We start from the raw sequence: 18456 nt of genomic DNA on the forward strand, positions 1-18456 counted from the left end.
GGTGCAGGTCTGGGTCGTGCACGACACCAACCCGCACGCGCTCTCGCCGAAGGTGAAGGGCTACACCCAGGCCCAGCACTGGTTCCAGGACCTGACGACGCTGGCGTGATGGGGCGGCGCGGGTTTCCTTCGCTACCGGATCGCGCAGCAGATGCGTGACGGGTACTCCCTCCCCCGCAGAGGGGGGAGGGAAGAGCGTGGTCAGGGATGCGGGGTCGGCGATGCGCCGGCCCCCTGCCCCACCCCGTTAAAGCCTCTCGACCTCGGCCGTCTCGCCCGCCAGTCGCACCAGCACCTGCCGCAGCCAGCGGTGGGCCGGGTCGTCGTCGTAGGAGGCGTGCCACAGCATCGAGACCGAGACCGCGTCCAGCTCCACCGGCGCCGGGCTCACCGTCAGCCCGAGCGCGTCGGCGAAGTAGGTCGCGAGCCGCGCGTGCATCGTCGTGATCACCGGGGCGGCGCGCACCAGGAACGGCACCACCAGGAACCGCGGCGTCGTCAGCGCCAGCGTCCGCGCCCGCCCGAGCTTGGCCAGCGCGTCGTCCACGACACCGTGGGCGGTCTCGCGCAGGCTGGTGAGGATGTGCGGGAAGCGGAGGTAATCGTCCAGGGAGATCGGCGGCGCTAGCCCGACCTGGCCGGCGTCGAACAGGCAGACGTAGGTGTCGCGGTAGAGCAGGCGCTGCTTGTGATGGGTCTGCCCCTCGAACCCGAAGCCGATGGCGAGGTCGACCCGGTCGGCATCGAGCTCCTCCAGGATGTGCGTGCGGTCGACCGAGCGCAGCAGAAGGCGGATGCCCGGCGCCTCGGCGCGCAGGTAGCCGAGCAGCCGGGGCCCGAGCAGCACCTCGGTGCTGTCCGGCAGGCTGACCGTGAAGGTCCGCTCGGTCGTGGCCGGATCGAACGCCGCCTCGCGCCGGACGATCGCCTGGATCTGCCGCAGGGCCGCGCGGACGGGCTCGGCCAGCGCCAGGGCGCGTGGCGTCGGCCGCATGCCGTCGGGGGCGCGGGTCAGCAGCTCGTCGTCGAACAGCCGGCGCAGGCGGGCGAGGCTCGAGCTCATCGCCGACTGGCCGATGCCGATGCGAGCCGCGGCGCGGGTCACGCTGCGCTCGGCCAGCATCGCGTCGAGGGCGACGAGCAGATTCAGGTCGATGCGGCTAAGATCGATGTGATCGATAGTCATCAGCGATACGATCGGTTTGATCCATGCTGCACTGCAGAACATATTCGTGACCAAGGCAAGGGCATCGGGCCCTTGGCAGCACGAAGGTCACACGATCATGTCCATCAAGACTCGCAGCCGCACCATCGCCCTCGCGGCCATCGTCGCCCTCACCGCCGGCCTCGGCAGTGCAGGCGCAGCCGAGATCAAGCCGGCCGCGGCCGGCAGCGTCGACCTCGGGACCCTGTCCGGCGTCGCCTACTACACCGCCGAGCCGAAAGGGTATCGCGTCGTCGTCACCCTGGCGCCGCGCGCGGCAGCCCCCGCCGTCCGCTTCGAGACGGTCCTGGCCGACGACCAGAGCGTGACGCTCTCGACCCCGCGCCCGGCCGACTCGCCCGCCGAGACGATCGAGATCAGCCGCGTCGGCGACCGCATCCTGGTCCAGCCCTCCCGGACCAAGGCCGTCACGCTGGAAGCCGCGGCCGTCGACTGAGCGCTCCGGGCATGCCCGGCCGTGCCGACCCTCCCGGCCTCGCGACGAGGCCGGGAGCCGGCAGACGCCGTCAGGCCGGATCATGGAGCCGCCGACCGGACGACGCGCGCGCCACCTCCGCGCGGACATGCTCGCGGAACAGCCGGACCCGCGCCGGCAATTCGCGCCCCGCGAGGCTGACCGCCCGGAGCGTCCCGCCGCGGCTCGCCCAATCGGGCATCACCGGAACCAGCGTGCCGGCGCCCAGCGCCTTCGCGGCGACGAGGCTCGGGATGTGGCCGATGCCGACGCCGGCCAGCGTCAACCGCAGCACGGTCGCGAAATCCGTCGCCCGCACCACCGGGCGCACGTCGATCAGCGCCTCGCGCCCGAGCCGGTCCGACACCGCGATCTGCGAGGCGCCGACGCGCTCGCGCGAGAACACCACGTCGTGGTCGCAGAGCCCGGCGAGGTCGGCCGGAGCCGGCTTCCGGGCGAGATAGGCCGGGGCGGCGTAGAGGCCGATCGTCAGCTCGGCGAGGATCGGCGCCATGTAGCCGCTGTCCGGATGCGCGCCGCCGAGCCGCAGAGCGAGGTCGACGCGGTTGGCGGCGAGGTCCAGCCGGTTGTCGGTGATCAGCAGTTCGATGGTGATCTGCGGGTAGCGCGCGCGGAAGCTCGCCACGAGATCGGGCAGCACCTCGACGCCGAAATCGATGGAGGCGGTGACGCGCAGGTGCCCGCGCGGTTCGGTGCGCGCGCCGCGCGCCGTCTCCAGAGCCTCGTCGAGGAGCGCAAGGCTCTCCTGGGCGCGGGCGTGGAAGACCAGCCCGTCGGCCGTCGGCGAGACCGCGCGCGAGGTTCGCGCCAGCAGCGTCACGCCGAGCACCGCCTCCAGTCGCGAGACGCGGCGGCTGACGCTGCCCTTGGTCTCGCGCACGAAGGCCGCCGCCTGGGTCACGCTGCCGAGGTCGACCACCGCGCAGAAGGCACGCACGTCGTCGAGATGCCCGGTGAAGGTTTCCGGAATCGCAACCATGCGTCTCCGGTTACCGCGCTTCCGCACCGCTGGGAAGCGGCCTATCTCGGCGCCTCCGAACGGCGCATCCCGCCGTGCCAGCGAGCCCGGAGCTCTTCGTGAAGCCCTTTAGCCCCTCCGCCCTGTCGATCGCACTCATGCTCGCCGCCGCCCCGGCGCTGGCGCAGACACCGCCGACCCGCGACCCGGCCCAGATCCAGGCCGGCGCCTACGCGGTCGATGCCGGCCACACCCAGGTCGGGTTCACCGTGTCGCACATGGGCTTCTCGAACTATTCCGGCGGGTTCTCCGAGGTTTCGGGCACTCTCGACCTTCAGCCGAAGAGCCCGGCCCAGAGCAGCCTCAAGATCACGATTCCCGTCGCGTCGGTCACCACCACCAGCTCCAAGCTCACCGACGAGCTGAAGGGCGACCAGTGGCTCGACGCGACCAAGTACCCGGAGATGACCTTCGTCTCGACCAAGGTCACGCCCGAGGGCAAGGACAAGGCCAAGGTCGCCGGTAACCTGACGCTCCACGGCGTGACCAAGCCGGTGACCCTCGACGTAACCCTGGTCGGCGCCGGCGTGAACCCGCTGAGTAAGAAGTACACGGTCGGCTTCGACGCCAAGGGCACGATCAAGCGCTCGGAATTCGGCGTGAAGACCTACGTGCCGCTGATCGGTGACGAGCTGCACCTCACCATCGCCGGCGCGTTCGAGCGCACCGAATAGGCCCAAGCCGCGCACGACCGCGGGCCCCGAGATCGCGATGCAAGGAACGACCATGCCCGAGGCCGTGGCCCCTGCCCCGCTCCGGTACACCCGCGTCGCGATCGCCTTCCACTGGGCGATCGCGGCCCTGGTGCTCGCGCTCCTCGGCATCGGCCTCGCGATGACGCATGCGGACCTGGCGCCGATGCGCCGGTTCCAGCTCTACCAGTGGCACAAGTCGGTCGGCATCACCGTGCTCGTGCTGTCGCTGCTCCGGCTCGGCTGGCGCGCCTTCCACAGGCCCCCGCCCCTGCCGGCGGCGATGCCGGCCCTGGAGCGGGGCGCGGCGCATCTCGCCCACGGCGTGCTTTACGCGCTGATCATCGCGATGCCCCTGGTCGGCTGGGCGCTGGTCTCGGCCTCGCCGTTCAACATCCCGACGGTCCTGTACGGCGTCGTGCCCTGGCCGCATCTGCCGATCGTCACGGACCTCCCGAACAAGGCGGCGGTGGAGGCCGGATCGAAGCTGGTCCATGCGTCCGGCGCCTGGTTCCTGATCGCCCTTCTCGTGCTGCATGCCGGCGCCGCCCTGCGGCACCATTTCGTCCTGCGGGACGACACCCTGCGGCGGATGCTGCCGTCGCTCGGCCCCACCCGCCGCGAGGTTTCGCCCCGATGACGTATCGCCTGCTGCTCGCCGCCGCGATCCTCGCCGCACCCGCCTGCGCCGAGGCCGCGGATTGGGCCGTCGATCCGGCCAAGAGCCGCCTCGGCTTCTCGGGGGTTCAGGTCGGCGTCCCGTTCAAGGGCCGCTTCAAGCGCTTCGAGGCCGAGATCGCCTTCGACCCGGCCGCCCCGGAGACCGGGCATGCGCTGGTGACCGTCGACCTCGCCAGCGCCGAGACCGGCGACGTCCAGCGCGACGAGGCCCTGCCGCAGGCCGACTGGTTCGCCACCAAGGCGACGCCTCAGGCCCGCTTCGAGGCGACGCGCTTCGTGCCCAGGGGCGGCGACGCCTACGAGGCCGTCGGCAGCCTCACGATCCGCGGCATCCGCCGCGACGCGACCCTGCCCTTCCGCCTCACCCTTGCCGGCGATGCCGCTCACGCCACCGGGCATCTCGACCTCGTGCGCACCGATTTCGGCGTCGGGCAGGGGCCGTGGGCGTCGGGCCAATGGGTCGCCCTTGAGGTCGGCGTCGACCTCGATCTCGTGGCACGCCGGAAGGACGCTGCGCGCTAGGATCGCGATGTTCGAAGTGCGGGCTGCCTGCGACCTCGGCCGGCACGCGGCCGGTCGTCCTTCGCCGAGCCGGACCCACTTCCGAGCCGAAGCGGCCGAAGGCGCGAATGACCGGCGGCGCAAGGGCGCACCCGGTCGGGATCTCGGCGCGAACGCGCCCGTCGACTAACGGCGATCACCGGTCGCGAAACGTCGTCGCCCGGTCGCCCTCGAGCGGGCCCTTGGACCCTGGGACCAGGCCGCTGTCGATCAGCCAGAGGGCCAGCGCCGCGGCTGCGATCAGCGTCGCCAGCGATCCGAGCCGCCCGATATGCCGGCGCGTTACCAGCATCACCACGAGGATGCCGAGGAAGGCCAGCAGAAGCACGGTCATCAGCATGGGCCTATCCTTCGGAATAGAGGTGCACTCCGGGAGCCTGCCGGGTCCGGAGGCGCCCTCATGCGGAGCGGCCCTTCGACCTCATCGCGGCGGAGCCGACATCTCGCGCCTCGGTGCCGGCTGCGACCTCCTCATGGCCGCGGCGCCGCGGGTGGGGTTGCCGGCGTCGTGCCGGGCTGCGTCGGCGCCTGTGGGTTCGGAGGCGCCGGCGCCGGCTGCCCGGGCCCGGCCGGCGGAACACCAGGGCCGGTCTGCAATGTCTGGTCGGCCTTCGTCTGGATCTGATCGGCGGTCTGCTGGGTGATCAAGCCGTAGGACACGGCGACGGCCAGGGCGACGGCGAGGATCGCCCCGATGATCGTCTTCGCGAGCCTGCTCTGCATGAAAGCCTCCCCGGGTCCGACGCCCCTACGCAGCTTCCTTGCGCGTGACCACCAGGGCCCAGATCGTTGCCGGAATCCAGCCGATGACGGTGATGTGGAGGAGGATGCACAGGATGCCCTGGATCACCTTCCCGCGCAGGAACATCGCCAGCCACGGCGCCAGGAAGCAGATGATGATCATGACCATGGCGCGTCGCATCCCCAGACGATGTCGGCGGGTGCACGGCGTCGGCGATGCTGCCCCGCACACTCAGGCTGTTTCAGCCCGATTTGTTCCGACTCAGGCTCGCCCAAGCGGCGTGGGCGCGGTGAGGGAGCCTGTCGCAACGGTTGGCATGCGTTGTCGTTTGACCGACCGTCGCGGATCGGCGGTCGGCGTTTTCGGCTGCCGCTCCGGGCCGCCCCGCTCCTCCGGCTCGAAGGTCATCCCTCCCGGGCGTTCGCGGTTTCGGTATCCATCGCCAGCACCGCAAAGCTGGCGAGCCAGTGGGCGCCCATGTAGTGCGTCGTCAGGTGCGGGAGGCTGGCGTCGAGATGCGCCTCGGCTGCTTCCAGCATCATCGGCCGGCGGGGATCGCCCGACGGCAAGGCTTCGGCCAGCGCGCGGAAGCACCAGGCCCGGCTCAGGTTGAGACCGTCGAGATGGGTGATCTTGCCGTCGCTGCGATCCGTCGGGACGACCGGCGCGAACAGAGTTGCGGGCTGGCCGTGGGTGAGGCGCGGCAGGAAGCGATCGAGCCACGGGAGGAAGCGCGCCGACGGGAGCAGCCGTCGCATGCATTCCGCTTCGATCAGGCTGGGCGACTGGAACTCGTCGCCCCCCGGCTCGCCCCAGGCCGGGCAGTCGACATCCTCGCCGTACCAGGCCTCGGCGGTGTCGGCGAGGAGCTTGGCCAGGGCCGCGTCGCCGGTTCCCTCGGCATGGTCGAAGGCCATCCGCAGGCCGAAGGCGGTGTTGGAATGGGTGCCGACGCGCACCGGGTGGCCGGCGATCGGCAGGAAGTCCCGGAAGCGTTGCGCGAACAATCCGGCGAGGGGGGCGAGCGCGCGGGACCATCGCGTCTCCGGCAGGTGCCGCAGCTCGTCGGCGAGCTTCAGGAGCCAGGCCCATCCGTAGGGGCGCTCGAACCCCCGCGCGGTCGGGGCGGCGAGATAGGCGCACTCGCCGGCGATCTTCTCGTCCGTCATCTGCCGATCGAACAGGGCGCGGATCGCGGGCGCCTCGGCGCTGTCCGGGAAGCGGCGGAGCAGGCGCGCCAGGAGCCAGTGGCCGTGGACGCACGAGTGCCAATCGTAGCTGCCGTAAAAGACCGGGTGCAGCGTCTCCGGCGTGGCCGCATCCTCCGGTCCCCGCAGCACATGGGCCAGGTGGTTCGGATATTCCCGGGTGACATGCCCGAACGTCACGACGGCGAAGTGGGCGGCGACCTCTGGGGTCAAGCTGTGGCGCAATGCGGATCTCCCGGCGAGGCGGCGCGAAGCCGGGCCTGGGGCCGCCCGCAGCGTCCCGAGGTCCTGCTTCGCGCCCCTGGATGGGCCGCCTACTTGCCGGGTCCCACCGGCACCGGCACCGGGGCGGGGGGCGGCGCCAGCACCAGCGGACCGGTGATCGGCCGCAGGGCGTCGTTCAGGGGCGCCATCGCGGTGTCGAAGGCGCGCAGGCCCGCGTTGATCGGCGTCACGATCACGCCGACCGGGGCGGCCACGAAGGCGGCCAGGTCGGGGCCGAACGTCTTCTCGGGCCGGGCCGCCTTGCGGACCGGCGCGGGGGCCGCCGCGGCGCCGAGCTCCTTCGCCCCGCCGAGCTCCTTCGCCCCGCCCTGCAGCTGGTTGCGCATCGCCTTGGTGTCGCTGTTGTACTGCGAGTCCTGGCCGCCGAGCTCCAGGCCGGGATCGGGGCGCCTCGCCTGCGCCGCCGCCAGGCCGGGCTCGGCCAGGATCGCCGCCGCCATCACGGCCGCATGAACCATCGTCCTCATCCGCTTGCTCCCCTCGTCTCGATGCGCGCCTCGCGGGCGCCGGGCCGGCGGGATGCCGTCCCGATCCAGTCAGGCGTCGGCTCCGGCCGGCGGATCGCCGGCGATCGTCGTGAGCATCGCCCCGTCCCCGAAGAGGCGGCCGATCGCACGGGCCGCATCCTCCGTCGTGATCGCGGCGATGCGCCGGTTGCGCGCGTCGAGCCAATCGCGCCCCCGCCCCTGGACCTGCAGGGTGAGAAGCAGCTCGGCGATCGACACCGAGGTGTCGAAGTTCAGCCCGTAGGCGCCGATCATGGCGCTCTTGGCGGCCTCCAGCTCGTCCGGGCCGATCCCGTCCGAGGCGAGCCGCGCGACCTCGTCGGCGACGACGGCCAGCGTCTCGCCGACCCGCGCGTTGGCGACCGAGGTCGAGATCCTGAGCGTGCAGGCCGCCGCGGCGGCGTCCAACCCCGACCCGATCGCGTAGCACAGGCCACGCTTCTCCCGGACCTCCCGCATCAGGCGCGCGGTGAACGTGCCGCCGCCGAAGCAGTGGTTCACGACCTGCGAGGCCGTGAAGTCCGGATCGTCGAGGCGGATGCCGGGCCGTCCGAGGACGATCGCGGCGTTCGGGACGTCGAGGCGGACGACCTCGCGCTCGCCCAGGCCGGCGAGCGCGACGGGCGGCGTGGCCGCCGCCTCGCCCTCGGGCAGGTCCGCGAAGGCCTTGTCGAGCAACCCTGCCAGCGCCTCCGGGCCGATCGCCCCGACGACGGCGACGAGGAGGCCCGTTCGGGTGAGCATGCGGCGATGCAGGGCGACGACGTCGGCGCCGTCGATCGCCTCGAGGCTCGCGAGGTCGCCTGCGGCCGGGCTCGCGTAGGCGTGGCCGGCAAAGCCCCGCGCGAAGAACGCCAGATGCGCGGTCCGGCCGGCATCGGCGAGGCTCTGCCGCACGCCGGCGGTCGCCGCGGCGCGCACCCGCGCCAGGGGCGCAGGGGCGAAGTGCGGCTCGTTCACCGCGAGCCGCAGAAGCGCGAAGGCCCTGTCCACCGTGCTGGACTGGGTCCGCAGGCGCGCCCGCAGGCCGTCCCGCTCCAGGCCGAACGACAGGCGGATCGCGTCGTCGGCGAGCGCCCGGCCGAAGCCCTCGCTGTCGAGGAGGCCGGCGCCCTCCGTGAGCAGCCGGGCCATCAGCAGCGCGGTGCCCGCCTTGCCCGGCGGGTCGAGCGCGGCACCGCCCCGGAAGCCGATGCTCGCCGACAGGATCGGCAGGGCGTGGTCCTCGAAGAGCCAGGCCTCGATCCCGCCGGGGCTGCGGACCGATCGGACCCGCTCGGCGAGGGAGACGGGGGGGACGTGGATCGTCATGGGATCGCCTCTCGGGGGAGTCGGGCCGCTGCGGCGTCGTCGCGGAGGTAGCCGGACACGCCGGTGCGCCGGTCGAGCGTGAGCAGGGCGGCCCGCAGCGCCTCGGGCGTCACCGCCTCGACGCGGGACACCCAGGCGCCGATGGCCTCGAGGTCGAGCCCGCAGGCGAGGAGGGTGCCGTACCATTGGGCCAGCGACGACTGGCTGTCGCGCTCGTAGAGCGCCGCGGCCACGAGGTGACGCTTGGCCCGGACCACGTCCTCGGCCGCGAAGCCGGACTCGGCGAGCGCGCTCAGGATCTCCTCGACGGCCTCGTCGAGCGCTTCGGGCGTGGTGCCGGATGCGGGCACGCCCGAGATCGACAGCTGCGCCTGCTCCAGCATGTGCGCGCCCGAGTACCCGGCGCCGATCGCCGTCGCGCAGCGGCGCCCGACGACGAGCCGGGTGTGCAGGACGGAGGTCGGGCCGTGGCCGAGGAGGACGGCCAGCACCTCGAAGGCCTCCGCCTCGCCCGGCCGGCCCGTGCCGTAGGACGGCACGGCGAACACCCGCACCATGTGCGGCTGGCGCACCTTGGCGTCGGCGAGCGTGATCCGCCGTTGCGCGCGGACGGGCGGATCCTGCACCCGGCGCCGCTCCGGCGCGGCCCCGGCCGCCGGGATCGCCCCGTAGGCGGCCTCGGCCATGGCGTGCACCCGCCCCGGCTCGGCATTGCCGGCCACGACCAGGATGGCGTTCGACGGCGTGTAGAAGCGCTCGTAGTACGCGAGGGCGTCCGCGCGCCCGAGGCCCTCGATCTCGTGGCGCCAGCCGATCACCGGGCGGCCGTAGGGATGGGCGGGGAAGGCCGCGGTCGCGACGGCCTCGCGCAGGAGCGCGCCCGGGTCCGAGTCGCAGATCATGCCGCGCTCGGCCAGGACCACGTCGCGCTCGCTCGCCACCGCCTCGTCCGTCAGGACGAGGTTGCGCATGCGGTCGGCCTCGTAGGTCATGCAGAGGGCGAGGTGCTCGGCCGGGACGCGCTGGAAGTAGCAGGTGAAGTCGTAGGCGGTGAAGGCGTTCTCCTGGCCGCCCAGCGCCGCCAGCACCTCGGTGAAGTGCCCCGCCGGATGGGTCCGGGTTCCCTTGAACATCAGGTGCTCGAGGAAGTGCGCGATGCCCGACTTGCCCGGCGGGTCGTCGGCCGCGCCGTTGCGATACCAGACCATGTGCGTGACGATCGGGCCGCGGCGATCGGGGATCGCGACGACCTGCAGGCCGTTGGCGAGCCGGGTGCCGGTCACCGAAAGGCCCGGGGACGCGGCGCCGCCCGGATCGAGGGCGGGATCGACGCGATGCGGGCCGGTCGAAGGGATCATGGGAGGGGCCTCTGCGGGAAGCCGCGGTTCGTCCGCGGCGGTCGGAGAGCGGGCGGGCGCGACCGCTCGCCCTCGAGCGGGCACGTGTAGGGCGACGGGGGCCTAACGGCGGAACACGAGCGGCACCGTCAGGCTGGTGGTGCGGCCGCCGGGCGGCGGCGGGTAGGGGGCGGCCCGGTACATCACCGCCATGGCCTCGGCGTCGAAGGCGGCGTTGCCCGAGGAGGTGACCAGCCTGACGCCGGACGCGCTGCCGCTCGCCCCGAAGGTGACGGCGACCACCGCGACGCCCGTCTGGCCGCGCGCCTCGGACGGGAAGCGCTTGGCCCGCACCATCCTGGCCCGGACCTCGTTCTGCCAGCTCGCCCGCGAGGCCTCGCTCACCGCCGACCCGGCGGCGGCGGCCGCGGTGACGTCGGCCGTCCGCCGATCCGACCGCGGCCCGCCGCCGGCGCGCGCGGCCACGCTCGGCTTCTCCTTGCGCTCGACCGGCTTGCGCGTCTCGACCGGCTTCGGCTTGCGATCGACGGGCTTGGGCTTCTCGACCGGCTTCTTCGGCTTCTCCTTCTCGACCGGCTTCTCGGCCGTCCTCGCCTCGGGCGGCTTCGGAGGCAGCACGGCCTGCGGCTTCACGTCCGGCGGGGGCGGCGGGACGTCGACGACCGGCTCGGGCGCCGGGGGCGGCGGGGCCTCATCCACCGGCTCGGGCTCGGCCTGGGTGCGGGCGTCCGCGGGCGGCCCGGTGGTGGTGTTGTCGACCTCCGAGCGCGCGGTCACCGCGATCGGGGACAGGGTGATCATCACCGCCGCCGGCATCTCCGGCCAGGCGGGAGGCGGATCGTCCCGGCGGGTCAGGAGGAGGTAGAGTCCCGCATGCAGGCCGAGGGTGAGGCCCGCCGCCGCCGCCCAGCCGAGGATCCGCCCGGGCGACCGGGTGCGGCTCAGCGCCTCCCGGCGCAGGCGCACCGCCTCGACGGCGCGCACGAAGGCTTCCGGCGGCGGGTGGATCATGGCTGCCCCCCGCCGACGTCCTCGAGGCCCACGAGCCCGACCTTGAGGTAGCCCGCCGCCCGCAGGAGGTTCATCACCCCCATCAGCTCGCCGTAGGGCACGCCCCGGTCGGCGCGCAGAAAGACGCGCTCGTCCTTGTTGCCCTTGGTCGCCGCGTCGATGGCGCCGCCCAGGGCGGCCCGATCCACCGCGTCCTCGCCGAGCGCCACGGTCAGGTCCGACCGCACGCTGACGAAGACGGGCTTGTCGGGACGGGCCTGCTGGGGCGCGCTCGCGGTCGGCAGCTCGACCGCGACGTCCACCGTCGACAGGGGGGCGGCGACCATGAAGATGATCAGCAGCACCAGGATCACGTCGATGAACGGCGTGATGTTGATCTCGGCGTTCTCGGCGAGGTCGCCGTTGGCGTGGGATCCGAGCCGGACGGCCATCGCGCTACTCCGCCGCCACGCGCAGCCGGGCGGCCTTGCCGGGTGCCGGAAAGGTGCCGGCCTCGCGCCGGTCGAGGTCGCGCGACAGGTGCCGCATGATCAGGGCCACCGCGTCGGTCGCCAGCATGCGGTAGGCGACGACGCTGCGCGCGAGCCCGTTGTAGATCACCACGGCGGGGATCGCCGCGACGAGGCCGATGCCGGTGGCGAGCAGCGCCTCGGCGATGCCGGGGGCGACCACCGCGAGGTTGGTGGTGTTGGAGTTCGCGATGCCGATGAAGCTGCGCATGATGCCCCAGACCGTCCCGAACAGGCCGACGAAGGGGCCGACCGAGCCGATCGTGGCCAGGATGGAGATGCCGACCGCCATGCGCTTGGCGGCGGCCGCCTCGATCCGCTCGAGGGCGATGGCGACGCGCTCCTTGATGCCCTCGCTCGGCAATCCCTGGGAGAGGGCGAGCTCCTCCTCGGTCTCGACGAGGAGCTGCGCCCCGAGGCCGTGCCGGACCTGATGGGCGGCGTCGTCCAGGCTCGTCGCCGCGCGGATCGCCGCGAGGCTCGCCCGCAGGCGGCGCTTGGCCAGCAGAAGGCCCAGCGCCCGGGCGAGCAGGATCGTCCAGGTCAGGACCGAGGCCGCGGCGAGCAGCACCATCACGCCCTGCACCACCGGGTCCGCGTTCAGGAACATGCCCAACGGCGAGAGGTCGCGGTGCGGCTTGGCCGCCGGGGCCGGCGATGCCCCGGCCGCCAGCGGCGCGGCGCCGGCGGCCGCTTCGGGCTTGACCTCCACGCCGATCGTGGCCGGGAGAACCTCCACGGTCGGCGCCGCAGGCGACGCGACGGCCTGGGCGGGGACAGGGCCTTGCGCCTGCACCGGCAACGACCAAAGCGCCGCCAACAGACCGAACGTGCCGGCGATCCGCCCTATCGTTGCTCTCGCCCGGCCCCCGGTGCGATGGCTAGTCAGTATGCGCATTATTTCGTCCCCCTGCAGCCAGGAACACGTCGGTCCCACCTGTTCTGACGGACGAGGCTGGAAAAGCGACAGCTCGGTGACGCAGTTTTCGAGGGTTCGTGCATGCCGGTGCGCAGCACCCGGGTGACGCCGACGTAGCGGTCCGCGCGGTGGTGGACGACGAGCACGCCGTTCATCACGATCGCGCCGAGGACCGAGAGGACGAGGTTCTGGGCCGGCAGAAGGCAGGAGCCGGCCGCGAGGATCGCGAGGTCGCAGGCCATCTGGACCCCGCCCGCGCAGGCCGTAGCGTGCCTGCAGGTAGACCGAGAGCATGCCGATGCCGCCGAGGCTCGTGTCGTGCCGGAACAGGCACAACAGCCCGACGCCAATCAGGGCGCCGCCCGCCACCGCTGCGAAGGCGGGATCGATGGCGGCGATCTCAAGCCAGCCGGCAGCCTCCCGCGCGACCACGGATTCGAGCGTCACGGCGAGCAGCGTGCGCAGGACGAAGGCCCGTCCGCTCGTGCGCAGGGCGAACCCGTAGAAGGGCAGGTTGAGGAGGAACAGGCCCAGCCAGAGGGGCACCGGGCTGATGAAGACCAGCACCTGCGCGAGGCCGACGACCCCGCCCACGAGCAGCGCAGCCCGGGCGTAGAGCACCACGCCGAAACTGGCCAAGAGCGTCCCGACCAGGATCCCAAGCCCATCCTCCAGGACGCTGTGACGGCGGGCGGGTCCTGCCTCGATCGGTTCAGGCATGTGCGGAGCTCCGAGGGGGCGGCGCGGGCGTCGGCCCGACCGGCGCGACGCCCGCGAGGAAGGCGGCCATGGCGCGCATCGGCTCGCGCAGGTCGAGGCCCCGGGCCGAGACCCATGCGTCGTCGAGATGCGTGCTGCGGTAGCGCTCGCCCGAATCGCACAGCAGGGTGACGACCGAGCCGCTCTCGCCGCGCGCCGCCATCCCGTCGATCACCTGCGCGCAGGCCCAGAGATTGGCGCCCGTCGAGCCGCCGCACGAGCGCCCCAGCACCTCCGCCAGCACCCGCGCCGCACCGAGGCTCGCTGCATCCGGCACCGCGACCCAGCGGTCGATGAGAAGCGGCAGGAAGGACGGCTCCAGCCGGGCCCGGCCGATGCCCTCCACGACCGAGCACGGCCCGCGGGCGGAGGTCACGGCGGGATCGGCGAGGTGGCGGTGGAACACCGAGGCCTCGGGGTCGGCGAGGCAGAGGCGCGTCGGATGGCCCCGGTAGCGCAGGTAGCGCCCGATCGTCGCCGAGGTGCCGCCCGTGCCTGCCCCCACTACGATCCAGGCCGGCACGGGGAAGCGCTCCCGCGCCAGCTGGCCGAAGATCGATTGCGCGATGTTGTTGTTGCCCCGCCAGTCGGTCGCCCGCTCGGCATGGGTGAACTGGTCCATGAAATGGCCGCCGGTCCCGGCCGCGATCCGCGCGGCCTCGGCGTGGACCGCGGCGGGATCGTCCACGAAGTGGCTGCGGCCGCCGAAGCGTGCGATCTGCGCCACCTTCTCGGCCGCGGTTGAGGCCGGCATCACCGCCACGAAGGGCAGCCCGAGCATCTGCGCGAAGTAGGCCTCCGAGACGGCGGTCGAGCCGCTCGACGCCTCGACGACGGTGGTGTCGCGCCCGATCCAGCCGTTGCACAGCCCGTAGAGGAACAGCGAGCGGGCGAGGCGGTGCTTCAGGCTGCCGGTCGCGTGGGCGGATTCGTCCTTCACGTAGAGGTCGATCCCCGCCCGGCCGGCGAGCGGCACGCGCAGCAGGTGCGTGTCGGCGCTGCGTGCCGCTTCCGCGCCCACGGCGTCGAGGGCGTCCCGCAGCCAGCTGCGGTCCGGGGTCGGGCGGTGCCCGTCGATCGAAGGTTCCTGCATCGGGCCGCGCGCTCAGGCGGCCTGCGCGGCGGGCGAGCGGCGGAAGCCGTCGCCGTCGCGCGGCACGTCGATCCGGCGCGCATGGTGGGCGATCAGGCTGTCGCGGTGGCCGATCGAGATCAGCGTCGTTTGCGGCAGCCGCCGTTTCAGGGTCTCGTAGACCTGGCGCTCCAGCGCCGGATCCATCGCCGAGGTCGCCTCGTCGAGCAGCAGCCAGTCGGGCGTCGCCAGCAGGGCGCGCGCGATCGCGACGCGCTGCCGCTCGCCGCCCGACAGCGTCTGCGACCAGTTCTCGTCGCGGTCGAGCGATGCGGCGAGGTGGCCGAGGCCCGCGTCGCGGAGCGCGGCGGCCACCGCCTCGTCCGCGAAGGCGTCGGCCGGCGCCGGATAGCTCACCGCCGCCCGCAGCGAGCCGACCGGGAGGTAGGGCGCCTGCGGCAGCACGAGGAGGCTTGCCCCCTCCGGCAGGCTCATCCGCCCGCTCCAGTGCGGCCAGATCCCGGCCAGCACCCGGAACAGCGTCGACTTGCCGGTGCTGGACGGCCCGGTGATCAGGACGTTCTCCCCGGGCACGAAGCGCAGCGACAGGCCCGCGGCCAGGGCGGTCCCGTCGGGCAGGCGGATGGCGGCCTCCGCCAGCGCGATCGCCCCGTCCCGGCCGACCTCCACGCGGCCGCCCCCCGGCGCCGCCGTGCGGTCGAGGGCGTCGTCGAAGCTGGACAGGCGGTCGATGACGGCCTTCAGCGCGGCGAGGCTCGTGAACCGCGAGGAGAGGAAGGCCATCGCGCCGGACACCGCCCCGTACGCGACGCTAGCCTGGCTGAGGTCGCCCAGCGTCACCTGATGCGTGAGGAACAGGGCGCCGAGCGCGAGGTAGGGCAGATTATTGCTCAGCAGCGAGAAGGCCGTGAGGACGATCGAGAGGCCGGCCGTCATCACGATGATCGCGTAGGCGTTGCGCTGCACGTGGCCGAACAGCCGCTCGGCGATGCCGGCTTCGGTGCGTCCGCCGGCCATCAGGGCGATCTGCTCGCCGTACTCGCGCAGGCGCGCGAGGCCGTAGCGGTAATCCGCCTCGACGTGCTGGCGGCGGAAGTAGAGCGGGATCAGCGGGCGGCCGATCACGATCGTCACCGCCGTGATCACCACCGCGTACAGGACCGCGGCCCAGAGCAGCAGGCCGGGGATGACGATGTCCGGCCCGAACGGGCGCAGCTGGTCCGAGAGCTTCCAGAGGATCAGGGCGTAGGCCAGTAACGAGCTGAACGTGCCGATCACGTTGAAAGTGAGGTCGACGACCCCGGAGCCGTCGCCCTGGCCCCCGTTGATGAAGCTCGGAACGTCCTCCTGGATGCGCTGGTCCGGGTTGTCGGTCCCGGGGCCGGCGAGCCCCATCCGGTAATGCGCGCCCGTCGTGATCCAGCGCCGGGTGTAGTCGGCGCTCATGCCTCGGCGCCAGCGCACCGCCAGCAGTGAGGTCAGGACGTGCCGCAGCAGGATGAAGCAGAGGTAGGGCAGCGTCCAGAGCGGCATCGTGACGAGGAGCGTGTGCCAGAAGGTCGGGCCGTCATAGGCCTGCAGCGCGTCCATGAAGCGCGACGAGAGGAGGAGCGTCTGGATCTCGAAGACGATGAGGACCTGGTTGACGAGCACGATCGCGACGATGCCGACGCGCGCGAGCACCCGGTCGGGGATCGCGAGGGGCCGGCCGAGGATGCGGATGTGCGTGCGTTCCGGCGACGCGAAGAAGCGGTCGGCGATCGCGAGCGCGCGGCGCACGACCGGGAGGCCGGCCAGGGCGCGCAGAACCATCACGAACAGGCAGAGCGTCATCACCACAGGCTCGGAGACGGTGAGCGCCGGCGGCCGGTCGGCGAGCAGGCCCCCGGCATCGGCGAGGACGCTGAGCGCGAGGACGGCCGCCTCGCAGCCGAACAGGGCCATCAGCACCCGGTGGAAGGCCGAGACCGGCCCGGCGCGGAAGCTCGCCGCGGCGGCCAGGACGAGGAAGCCGGCCAGCAGCCGATGGGACCCCAGGCCGAAGCCCTCGGCCGAAAGCACCGCCGCGGAGGCGGCGATGAGGATGGTACCGAGCCAGATCATGGGATTGCCTGATGGGGAAGGGGGCGGCCGGGCCGATGCATCGTGGCGCGCTCGCGGCGGACCGCGGCGTCGCCGTTCGGATGGTCAGAAGCGGTAGGTCGCCTGCAGCGTCACGTTGCGGCCCTGGATGGGGGTGAGTATGGTCACCGTCGATGGACTCAGCGCATACGTGTTCAGGATGTTGTTGACCTTCAGGCTCACCGTGTAATCGGGTCCCTGGTACGATACCGCGGCGTCGAAGGTATTGTATCCGTTGAAGCGGAATACGACGGGATCGCTCACGCCGGTCGCGACGAAGAAATTTCCGACGCGACGTACGCCGGCGCCGAAGGTCAGGCCGGCCAAGGGGCCGTCCTGCAGGGTGTACGTCGTCCATAGGCTGGCGAGATGCTTCGGCCGGCCGGTGAGAGCGTCCTGCCCACCCTCGAAGGTCTGGCTGGTGAGGCTGGCGATGAGGTTGAGGCCGGGCAGAACCTCGCCCTGGGCCTCGATTTCCATGCCCTTGCTGTTCTGGCCTCCCACGAGGATCGCCGTCACCCCGGTCGGATCCGTCGGATCGGTGTTCGCGACGTTCGTGCGTACGAGATCGTAGAACGACGTCGTCAGGTTGAGGCGCTTGTCGAACAGGGCATAGCGCGCGCCGACCTCCGCCAGATCGCGTCCTTCGGGTGGGAGCACGTTGCCGGACCTGTCGATGGAGCTGGTGGGAATAAAGCCGTTCGATCGATTGCCGTAGACCGTCATCCAGGGCGTGACGTCGAAGGCCGCACCGGCGACCCACGAGAGGCCCGAAATCGTCGGCGTGCCCGAGCCGGAGGTGTTGGTAGTGGGCGTGGAGGTCTGCTCGTGGTCGTCACGGCGAACGCTTCCGAAGATGTGAAGCCGGTCGTCGAGCGTGTCGACCTTGTCGAGGACGTAGTAGCCCAGCGTATTGGCCGAAGTGGATATATCGTAGGTAAAGAGACCAGTCGATGCGGTCAGGGTTTGTCGTCTCTGGATCCTGAGCAATCCCGTAAAAGCATCTGTCGTGAACTGGCTCTGTTCGGTATTTACGAAATTGTTGTAACCTAAATAATCGAACCCGAATTTCAGGGTTTGTTTGACCTGCTCGGATTCGTACTTCATGGTTATGTCGGATCTGTCCGTTCTGTTGAAGACCTTGACTCCGCCCGTGAAGTGATAGAACGGGAGGTTGCTCGGATCCGTGATGCTCAAATCCGTGGTATTGTAGGCGAAGGGCTGGTTGTAGGTCGCATTGCTCCTTGTCCACTCGAAGCTGTGGTTCAGCGTGACGTCCATGCCGAAGATGCGCCCGACATCGTAGGACTGCTTCGTGGACAGGGTCAGGTTCTCGGTAAGCCCTGCGAAGTATGGATTGCCGATCGGCACGCCGCGCGGCTGCGCGAAGAGCGGCCCCAACCGTTCCGTGCCGAAGGTCGAGAGGAGCGCGAAGGTCGCCGGTCCGGTCCGCGCCTGGGAGTAGCGCAGGCCCCCCTCGACCATCAGGTCCTGGCCCTGCCAGCGGACGGTCGGGGCGACCAGGATCTCATGAGGATCCTTGTATCCGGCGTAGTTCTCGTCGGCGTGGTTGCCGGACGCGATGAAGCGGTACGTCGTCCCCTCCAGCCCTTCGACGCGGCCGCCGAGGTCGGCGGCGATGGTCTTGTAGTTGTAGGAGCCGTAGCGGACGGTGAGGTTGCGGATCGTCTCGCTGGTCGGCTGCTTCAGCGCCACGTTGACGAGGCCGCCGTTAGCGCTCAGGCCGTTGAGGATCGAGGTCGGTCCCTTCAGCACCTCGACCCGCTCGACGGCATCGATCGGGACCTGGTCGTGGGAGTAGTTGGGCGAACCGTTGACCGAGTGTCCGACGTCAGCACCTGTGGGACAGATTGAGGGTCTTCACGAACGGAGGATGGCTGGTTCATCGTAGCCCCTGAGGAGCGAAGATGAAGCAGACATCCGGACCGGCCAAGAAGCCGGCAGAAGCGGTGATCAAGGAC

General features: G+C 71.7%; 19 protein-coding genes and 1 pseudogene. 4 read left to right on the forward strand and 16 right to left on the reverse strand.

Going from position 1 to position 18456, the window contains the following annotated elements; genetic code table 11:
* Positions 1-247: 247 nt before the first annotated feature.
* Positions 248-1186 (reverse strand): LysR family transcriptional regulator, encoded by a 939-nt coding sequence (locus MKK70_RS17860; protein ID WP_147843371.1) that lies wholly within the window; start codon positions 1184-1186, stop codon positions 248-250.
* A gap of 97 nt (positions 1187-1283) precedes the next feature.
* Here MKK70_RS17860 and MKK70_RS17865 point away from each other — a divergent pair, with 97 nt between their 5' ends.
* Entirely contained in the window at positions 1284-1661 is a 378-nt protein-coding gene (locus tag MKK70_RS17865; protein ID WP_243949220.1) for a hypothetical protein, read from the forward strand.
* A 70-nt stretch (positions 1662-1731) separates the two neighbouring features.
* Here the strand turns inward: MKK70_RS17865 and MKK70_RS17870 are convergent, their stop codons facing one another.
* Entirely contained in the window at positions 1732-2679 is a 948-nt protein-coding gene (locus MKK70_RS17870) for a LysR family transcriptional regulator (protein ID WP_243949222.1), read from the reverse strand.
* Between the two features lie 137 nt (positions 2680-2816).
* Here MKK70_RS17870 and MKK70_RS17875 point away from each other — a divergent pair, with 137 nt between their 5' ends.
* From MKK70_RS17875 to MKK70_RS17885, 3 genes are read left to right on the forward strand one after another with little or no spacing between them, the layout of a single operon-like run.
* Positions 2817-3392, forward strand: coding sequence for a YceI family protein (locus tag MKK70_RS17875; RefSeq protein ID WP_243935061.1), 576 nt, complete (start codon positions 2817-2819; stop codon positions 3390-3392).
* 52 nt (positions 3393-3444) lie between these two features.
* Positions 3445-4050 carry a cytochrome b gene (locus MKK70_RS17880; RefSeq protein WP_243949224.1) on the forward strand — a complete coding sequence of 202 codons (606 nt, stop codon included), beginning with the start codon at positions 3445-3447 and terminating at the stop codon, positions 4048-4050.
* On the forward strand, positions 4047-4613 hold the full coding sequence (locus MKK70_RS17885; protein WP_243934970.1) for a YceI family protein: 567 nt from the start codon (positions 4047-4049) through the stop codon (positions 4611-4613). The genes MKK70_RS17880 and MKK70_RS17885 overlap by 4 nt, the downstream gene beginning before the upstream one ends.
* A gap of 175 nt (positions 4614-4788) precedes the next feature.
* On the opposite strand, the gene MKK70_RS17890 is transcribed toward MKK70_RS17885, so the two are convergent.
* The 14 genes and pseudogenes from MKK70_RS17890 to MKK70_RS17955 all read right to left on the reverse strand — a co-directional run bounded on the left by MKK70_RS17890 (position 4789) and on the right by MKK70_RS17955 (position 18346).
* A complete protein-coding gene (locus MKK70_RS17890) occupies positions 4789-4992 on the reverse strand; it encodes a hypothetical protein (RefSeq protein ID WP_147727083.1) in 204 nt (67 codons plus the stop codon).
* A 131-nt stretch (positions 4993-5123) separates the two neighbouring features.
* Positions 5124-5375: a hypothetical protein gene (locus tag MKK70_RS17895; protein ID WP_147727082.1), complete on the reverse strand. Its 252-nt coding sequence runs from the start codon at positions 5373-5375 to the stop codon at positions 5124-5126.
* A 25-nt stretch (positions 5376-5400) separates the two neighbouring features.
* Entirely contained in the window at positions 5401-5562 is a 162-nt protein-coding gene (locus tag MKK70_RS17900) for a YqaE/Pmp3 family membrane protein (RefSeq protein WP_187274833.1), read from the reverse strand.
* Positions 5563-5798: 236 nt separating this feature from the next.
* The gene (locus MKK70_RS17905; RefSeq protein ID WP_243949225.1) at positions 5799-6827 is read right to left on the reverse strand and encodes a DUF2891 domain-containing protein; all 1029 of its coding nucleotides are present in this window, start codon (positions 6825-6827) and stop codon (positions 5799-5801) included.
* Between the two features lie 89 nt (positions 6828-6916).
* The gene (locus tag MKK70_RS17910) at positions 6917-7345 is read right to left on the reverse strand and encodes a hypothetical protein (RefSeq protein ID WP_243949226.1); all 429 of its coding nucleotides are present in this window, start codon (positions 7343-7345) and stop codon (positions 6917-6919) included.
* 78 nt (positions 7346-7423) lie between these two features.
* A complete protein-coding gene (locus MKK70_RS17915) occupies positions 7424-8704 on the reverse strand; it encodes a M16 family metallopeptidase (protein ID WP_243949227.1) in 1281 nt (426 codons plus the stop codon).
* Complete coding sequence (locus MKK70_RS17920; protein ID WP_243949228.1) at positions 8701-10062, reverse strand: M16 family metallopeptidase; 1362 nt, start codon at positions 10060-10062, stop codon at positions 8701-8703. The genes MKK70_RS17915 and MKK70_RS17920 overlap by 4 nt, the downstream gene beginning before the upstream one ends.
* A gap of 102 nt (positions 10063-10164) precedes the next feature.
* On the reverse strand, positions 10165-11073 hold the full coding sequence (locus MKK70_RS17925) for an energy transducer TonB (protein ID WP_243949229.1): 909 nt from the start codon (positions 11071-11073) through the stop codon (positions 10165-10167).
* Positions 11070-11504, reverse strand: coding sequence for a TonB system transport protein ExbD (exbD, locus tag MKK70_RS17930; protein WP_243934982.1), 435 nt, complete (start codon positions 11502-11504; stop codon positions 11070-11072). Before exbD ends, MKK70_RS17925 begins: the two co-directional genes overlap by 4 nt.
* 4 nt (positions 11505-11508) lie before the next feature.
* Entirely contained in the window at positions 11509-12480 is a 972-nt protein-coding gene (exbB, locus tag MKK70_RS31090; RefSeq protein ID WP_243949234.1) for a tonB-system energizer ExbB, read from the reverse strand.
* A gap of 339 nt (positions 12481-12819) precedes the next feature.
* A pseudogene (locus MKK70_RS31095) lies at positions 12820-13221 on the reverse strand (YitT family protein); the annotation flags it as partial.
* The gene (locus MKK70_RS17945) at positions 13214-14353 is read right to left on the reverse strand and encodes a PLP-dependent cysteine synthase family protein (RefSeq protein ID WP_243949230.1); all 1140 of its coding nucleotides are present in this window, start codon (positions 14351-14353) and stop codon (positions 13214-13216) included. The gene MKK70_RS17945 and the pseudogene MKK70_RS31095, both read right to left, overlap by 8 nt.
* Before the next feature lie 12 nt (positions 14354-14365).
* The gene (locus tag MKK70_RS17950) at positions 14366-16456 is read right to left on the reverse strand and encodes an ABC transporter ATP-binding protein/permease (RefSeq protein WP_243949231.1); all 2091 of its coding nucleotides are present in this window, start codon (positions 16454-16456) and stop codon (positions 14366-14368) included.
* Positions 16457-16540: 84 nt separating this feature from the next.
* A complete protein-coding gene (locus MKK70_RS17955; protein ID WP_409568291.1) occupies positions 16541-18346 on the reverse strand; it encodes a TonB-dependent siderophore receptor in 1806 nt (601 codons plus the stop codon).
* Positions 18347-18456: the final 110 nt, after the last annotated feature.

This window comes from Methylobacterium sp. E-041 (genome assembly GCF_022829665.1).
GTDB lineage: Bacteria > Pseudomonadota > Alphaproteobacteria > Rhizobiales > Beijerinckiaceae > Methylobacterium.

Coding starts and splice junctions, on each gene's coding strand:
- MKK70_RS17860 (WP_147843371.1), bottom strand. CDS start 1,186: ATGACTATCGATCACATCGATCTTAGCCGCATCGACCTGAATCTGCTC.
- MKK70_RS17865 (WP_243949220.1), top strand. CDS start 1,284: ATGTCCATCAAGACTCGCAGCCGCACCATCGCCCTCGCGGCCATCGTC.
- MKK70_RS17870 (WP_243949222.1), bottom strand. CDS start 2,679: ATGGTTGCGATTCCGGAAACCTTCACCGGGCATCTCGACGACGTGCGT.
- MKK70_RS17875 (WP_243935061.1), top strand. CDS start 2,817: ATGCTCGCCGCCGCCCCGGCGCTGGCGCAGACACCGCCGACCCGCGAC.
- MKK70_RS17880 (WP_243949224.1), top strand. CDS start 3,445: ATGCCCGAGGCCGTGGCCCCTGCCCCGCTCCGGTACACCCGCGTCGCG.
- MKK70_RS17885 (WP_243934970.1), top strand. CDS start 4,047: ATGACGTATCGCCTGCTGCTCGCCGCCGCGATCCTCGCCGCACCCGCC.
- MKK70_RS17890 (WP_147727083.1), bottom strand. CDS start 4,992: ATGCTGATGACCGTGCTTCTGCTGGCCTTCCTCGGCATCCTCGTGGTG.
- MKK70_RS17895 (WP_147727082.1), bottom strand. CDS start 5,375: ATGCAGAGCAGGCTCGCGAAGACGATCATCGGGGCGATCCTCGCCGTC.
- MKK70_RS17900 (WP_187274833.1), bottom strand. CDS start 5,562: ATGGTCATGATCATCATCTGCTTCCTGGCGCCGTGGCTGGCGATGTTC.
- MKK70_RS17910 (WP_243949226.1), bottom strand. CDS start 7,345: ATGGTTCATGCGGCCGTGATGGCGGCGGCGATCCTGGCCGAGCCCGGC.
- MKK70_RS17915 (WP_243949227.1), bottom strand. CDS start 8,704: ATGACGATCCACGTCCCCCCCGTCTCCCTCGCCGAGCGGGTCCGATCG.
- MKK70_RS17920 (WP_243949228.1), bottom strand. CDS start 10,062: ATGATCCCTTCGACCGGCCCGCATCGCGTCGATCCCGCCCTCGATCCG.
- MKK70_RS17925 (WP_243949229.1), bottom strand. CDS start 11,073: ATGATCCACCCGCCGCCGGAAGCCTTCGTGCGCGCCGTCGAGGCGGTG.
- exbD (WP_243934982.1), bottom strand. CDS start 11,504: ATGGCCGTCCGGCTCGGATCCCACGCCAACGGCGACCTCGCCGAGAAC.
- exbB (WP_243949234.1), bottom strand. CDS start 12,480: ATGCGCATACTGACTAGCCATCGCACCGGGGGCCGGGCGAGAGCAACG.
- MKK70_RS17945 (WP_243949230.1), bottom strand. CDS start 14,353: ATGCAGGAACCTTCGATCGACGGGCACCGCCCGACCCCGGACCGCAGC.
- MKK70_RS17950 (WP_243949231.1), bottom strand. CDS start 16,456: ATGATCTGGCTCGGTACCATCCTCATCGCCGCCTCCGCGGCGGTGCTT.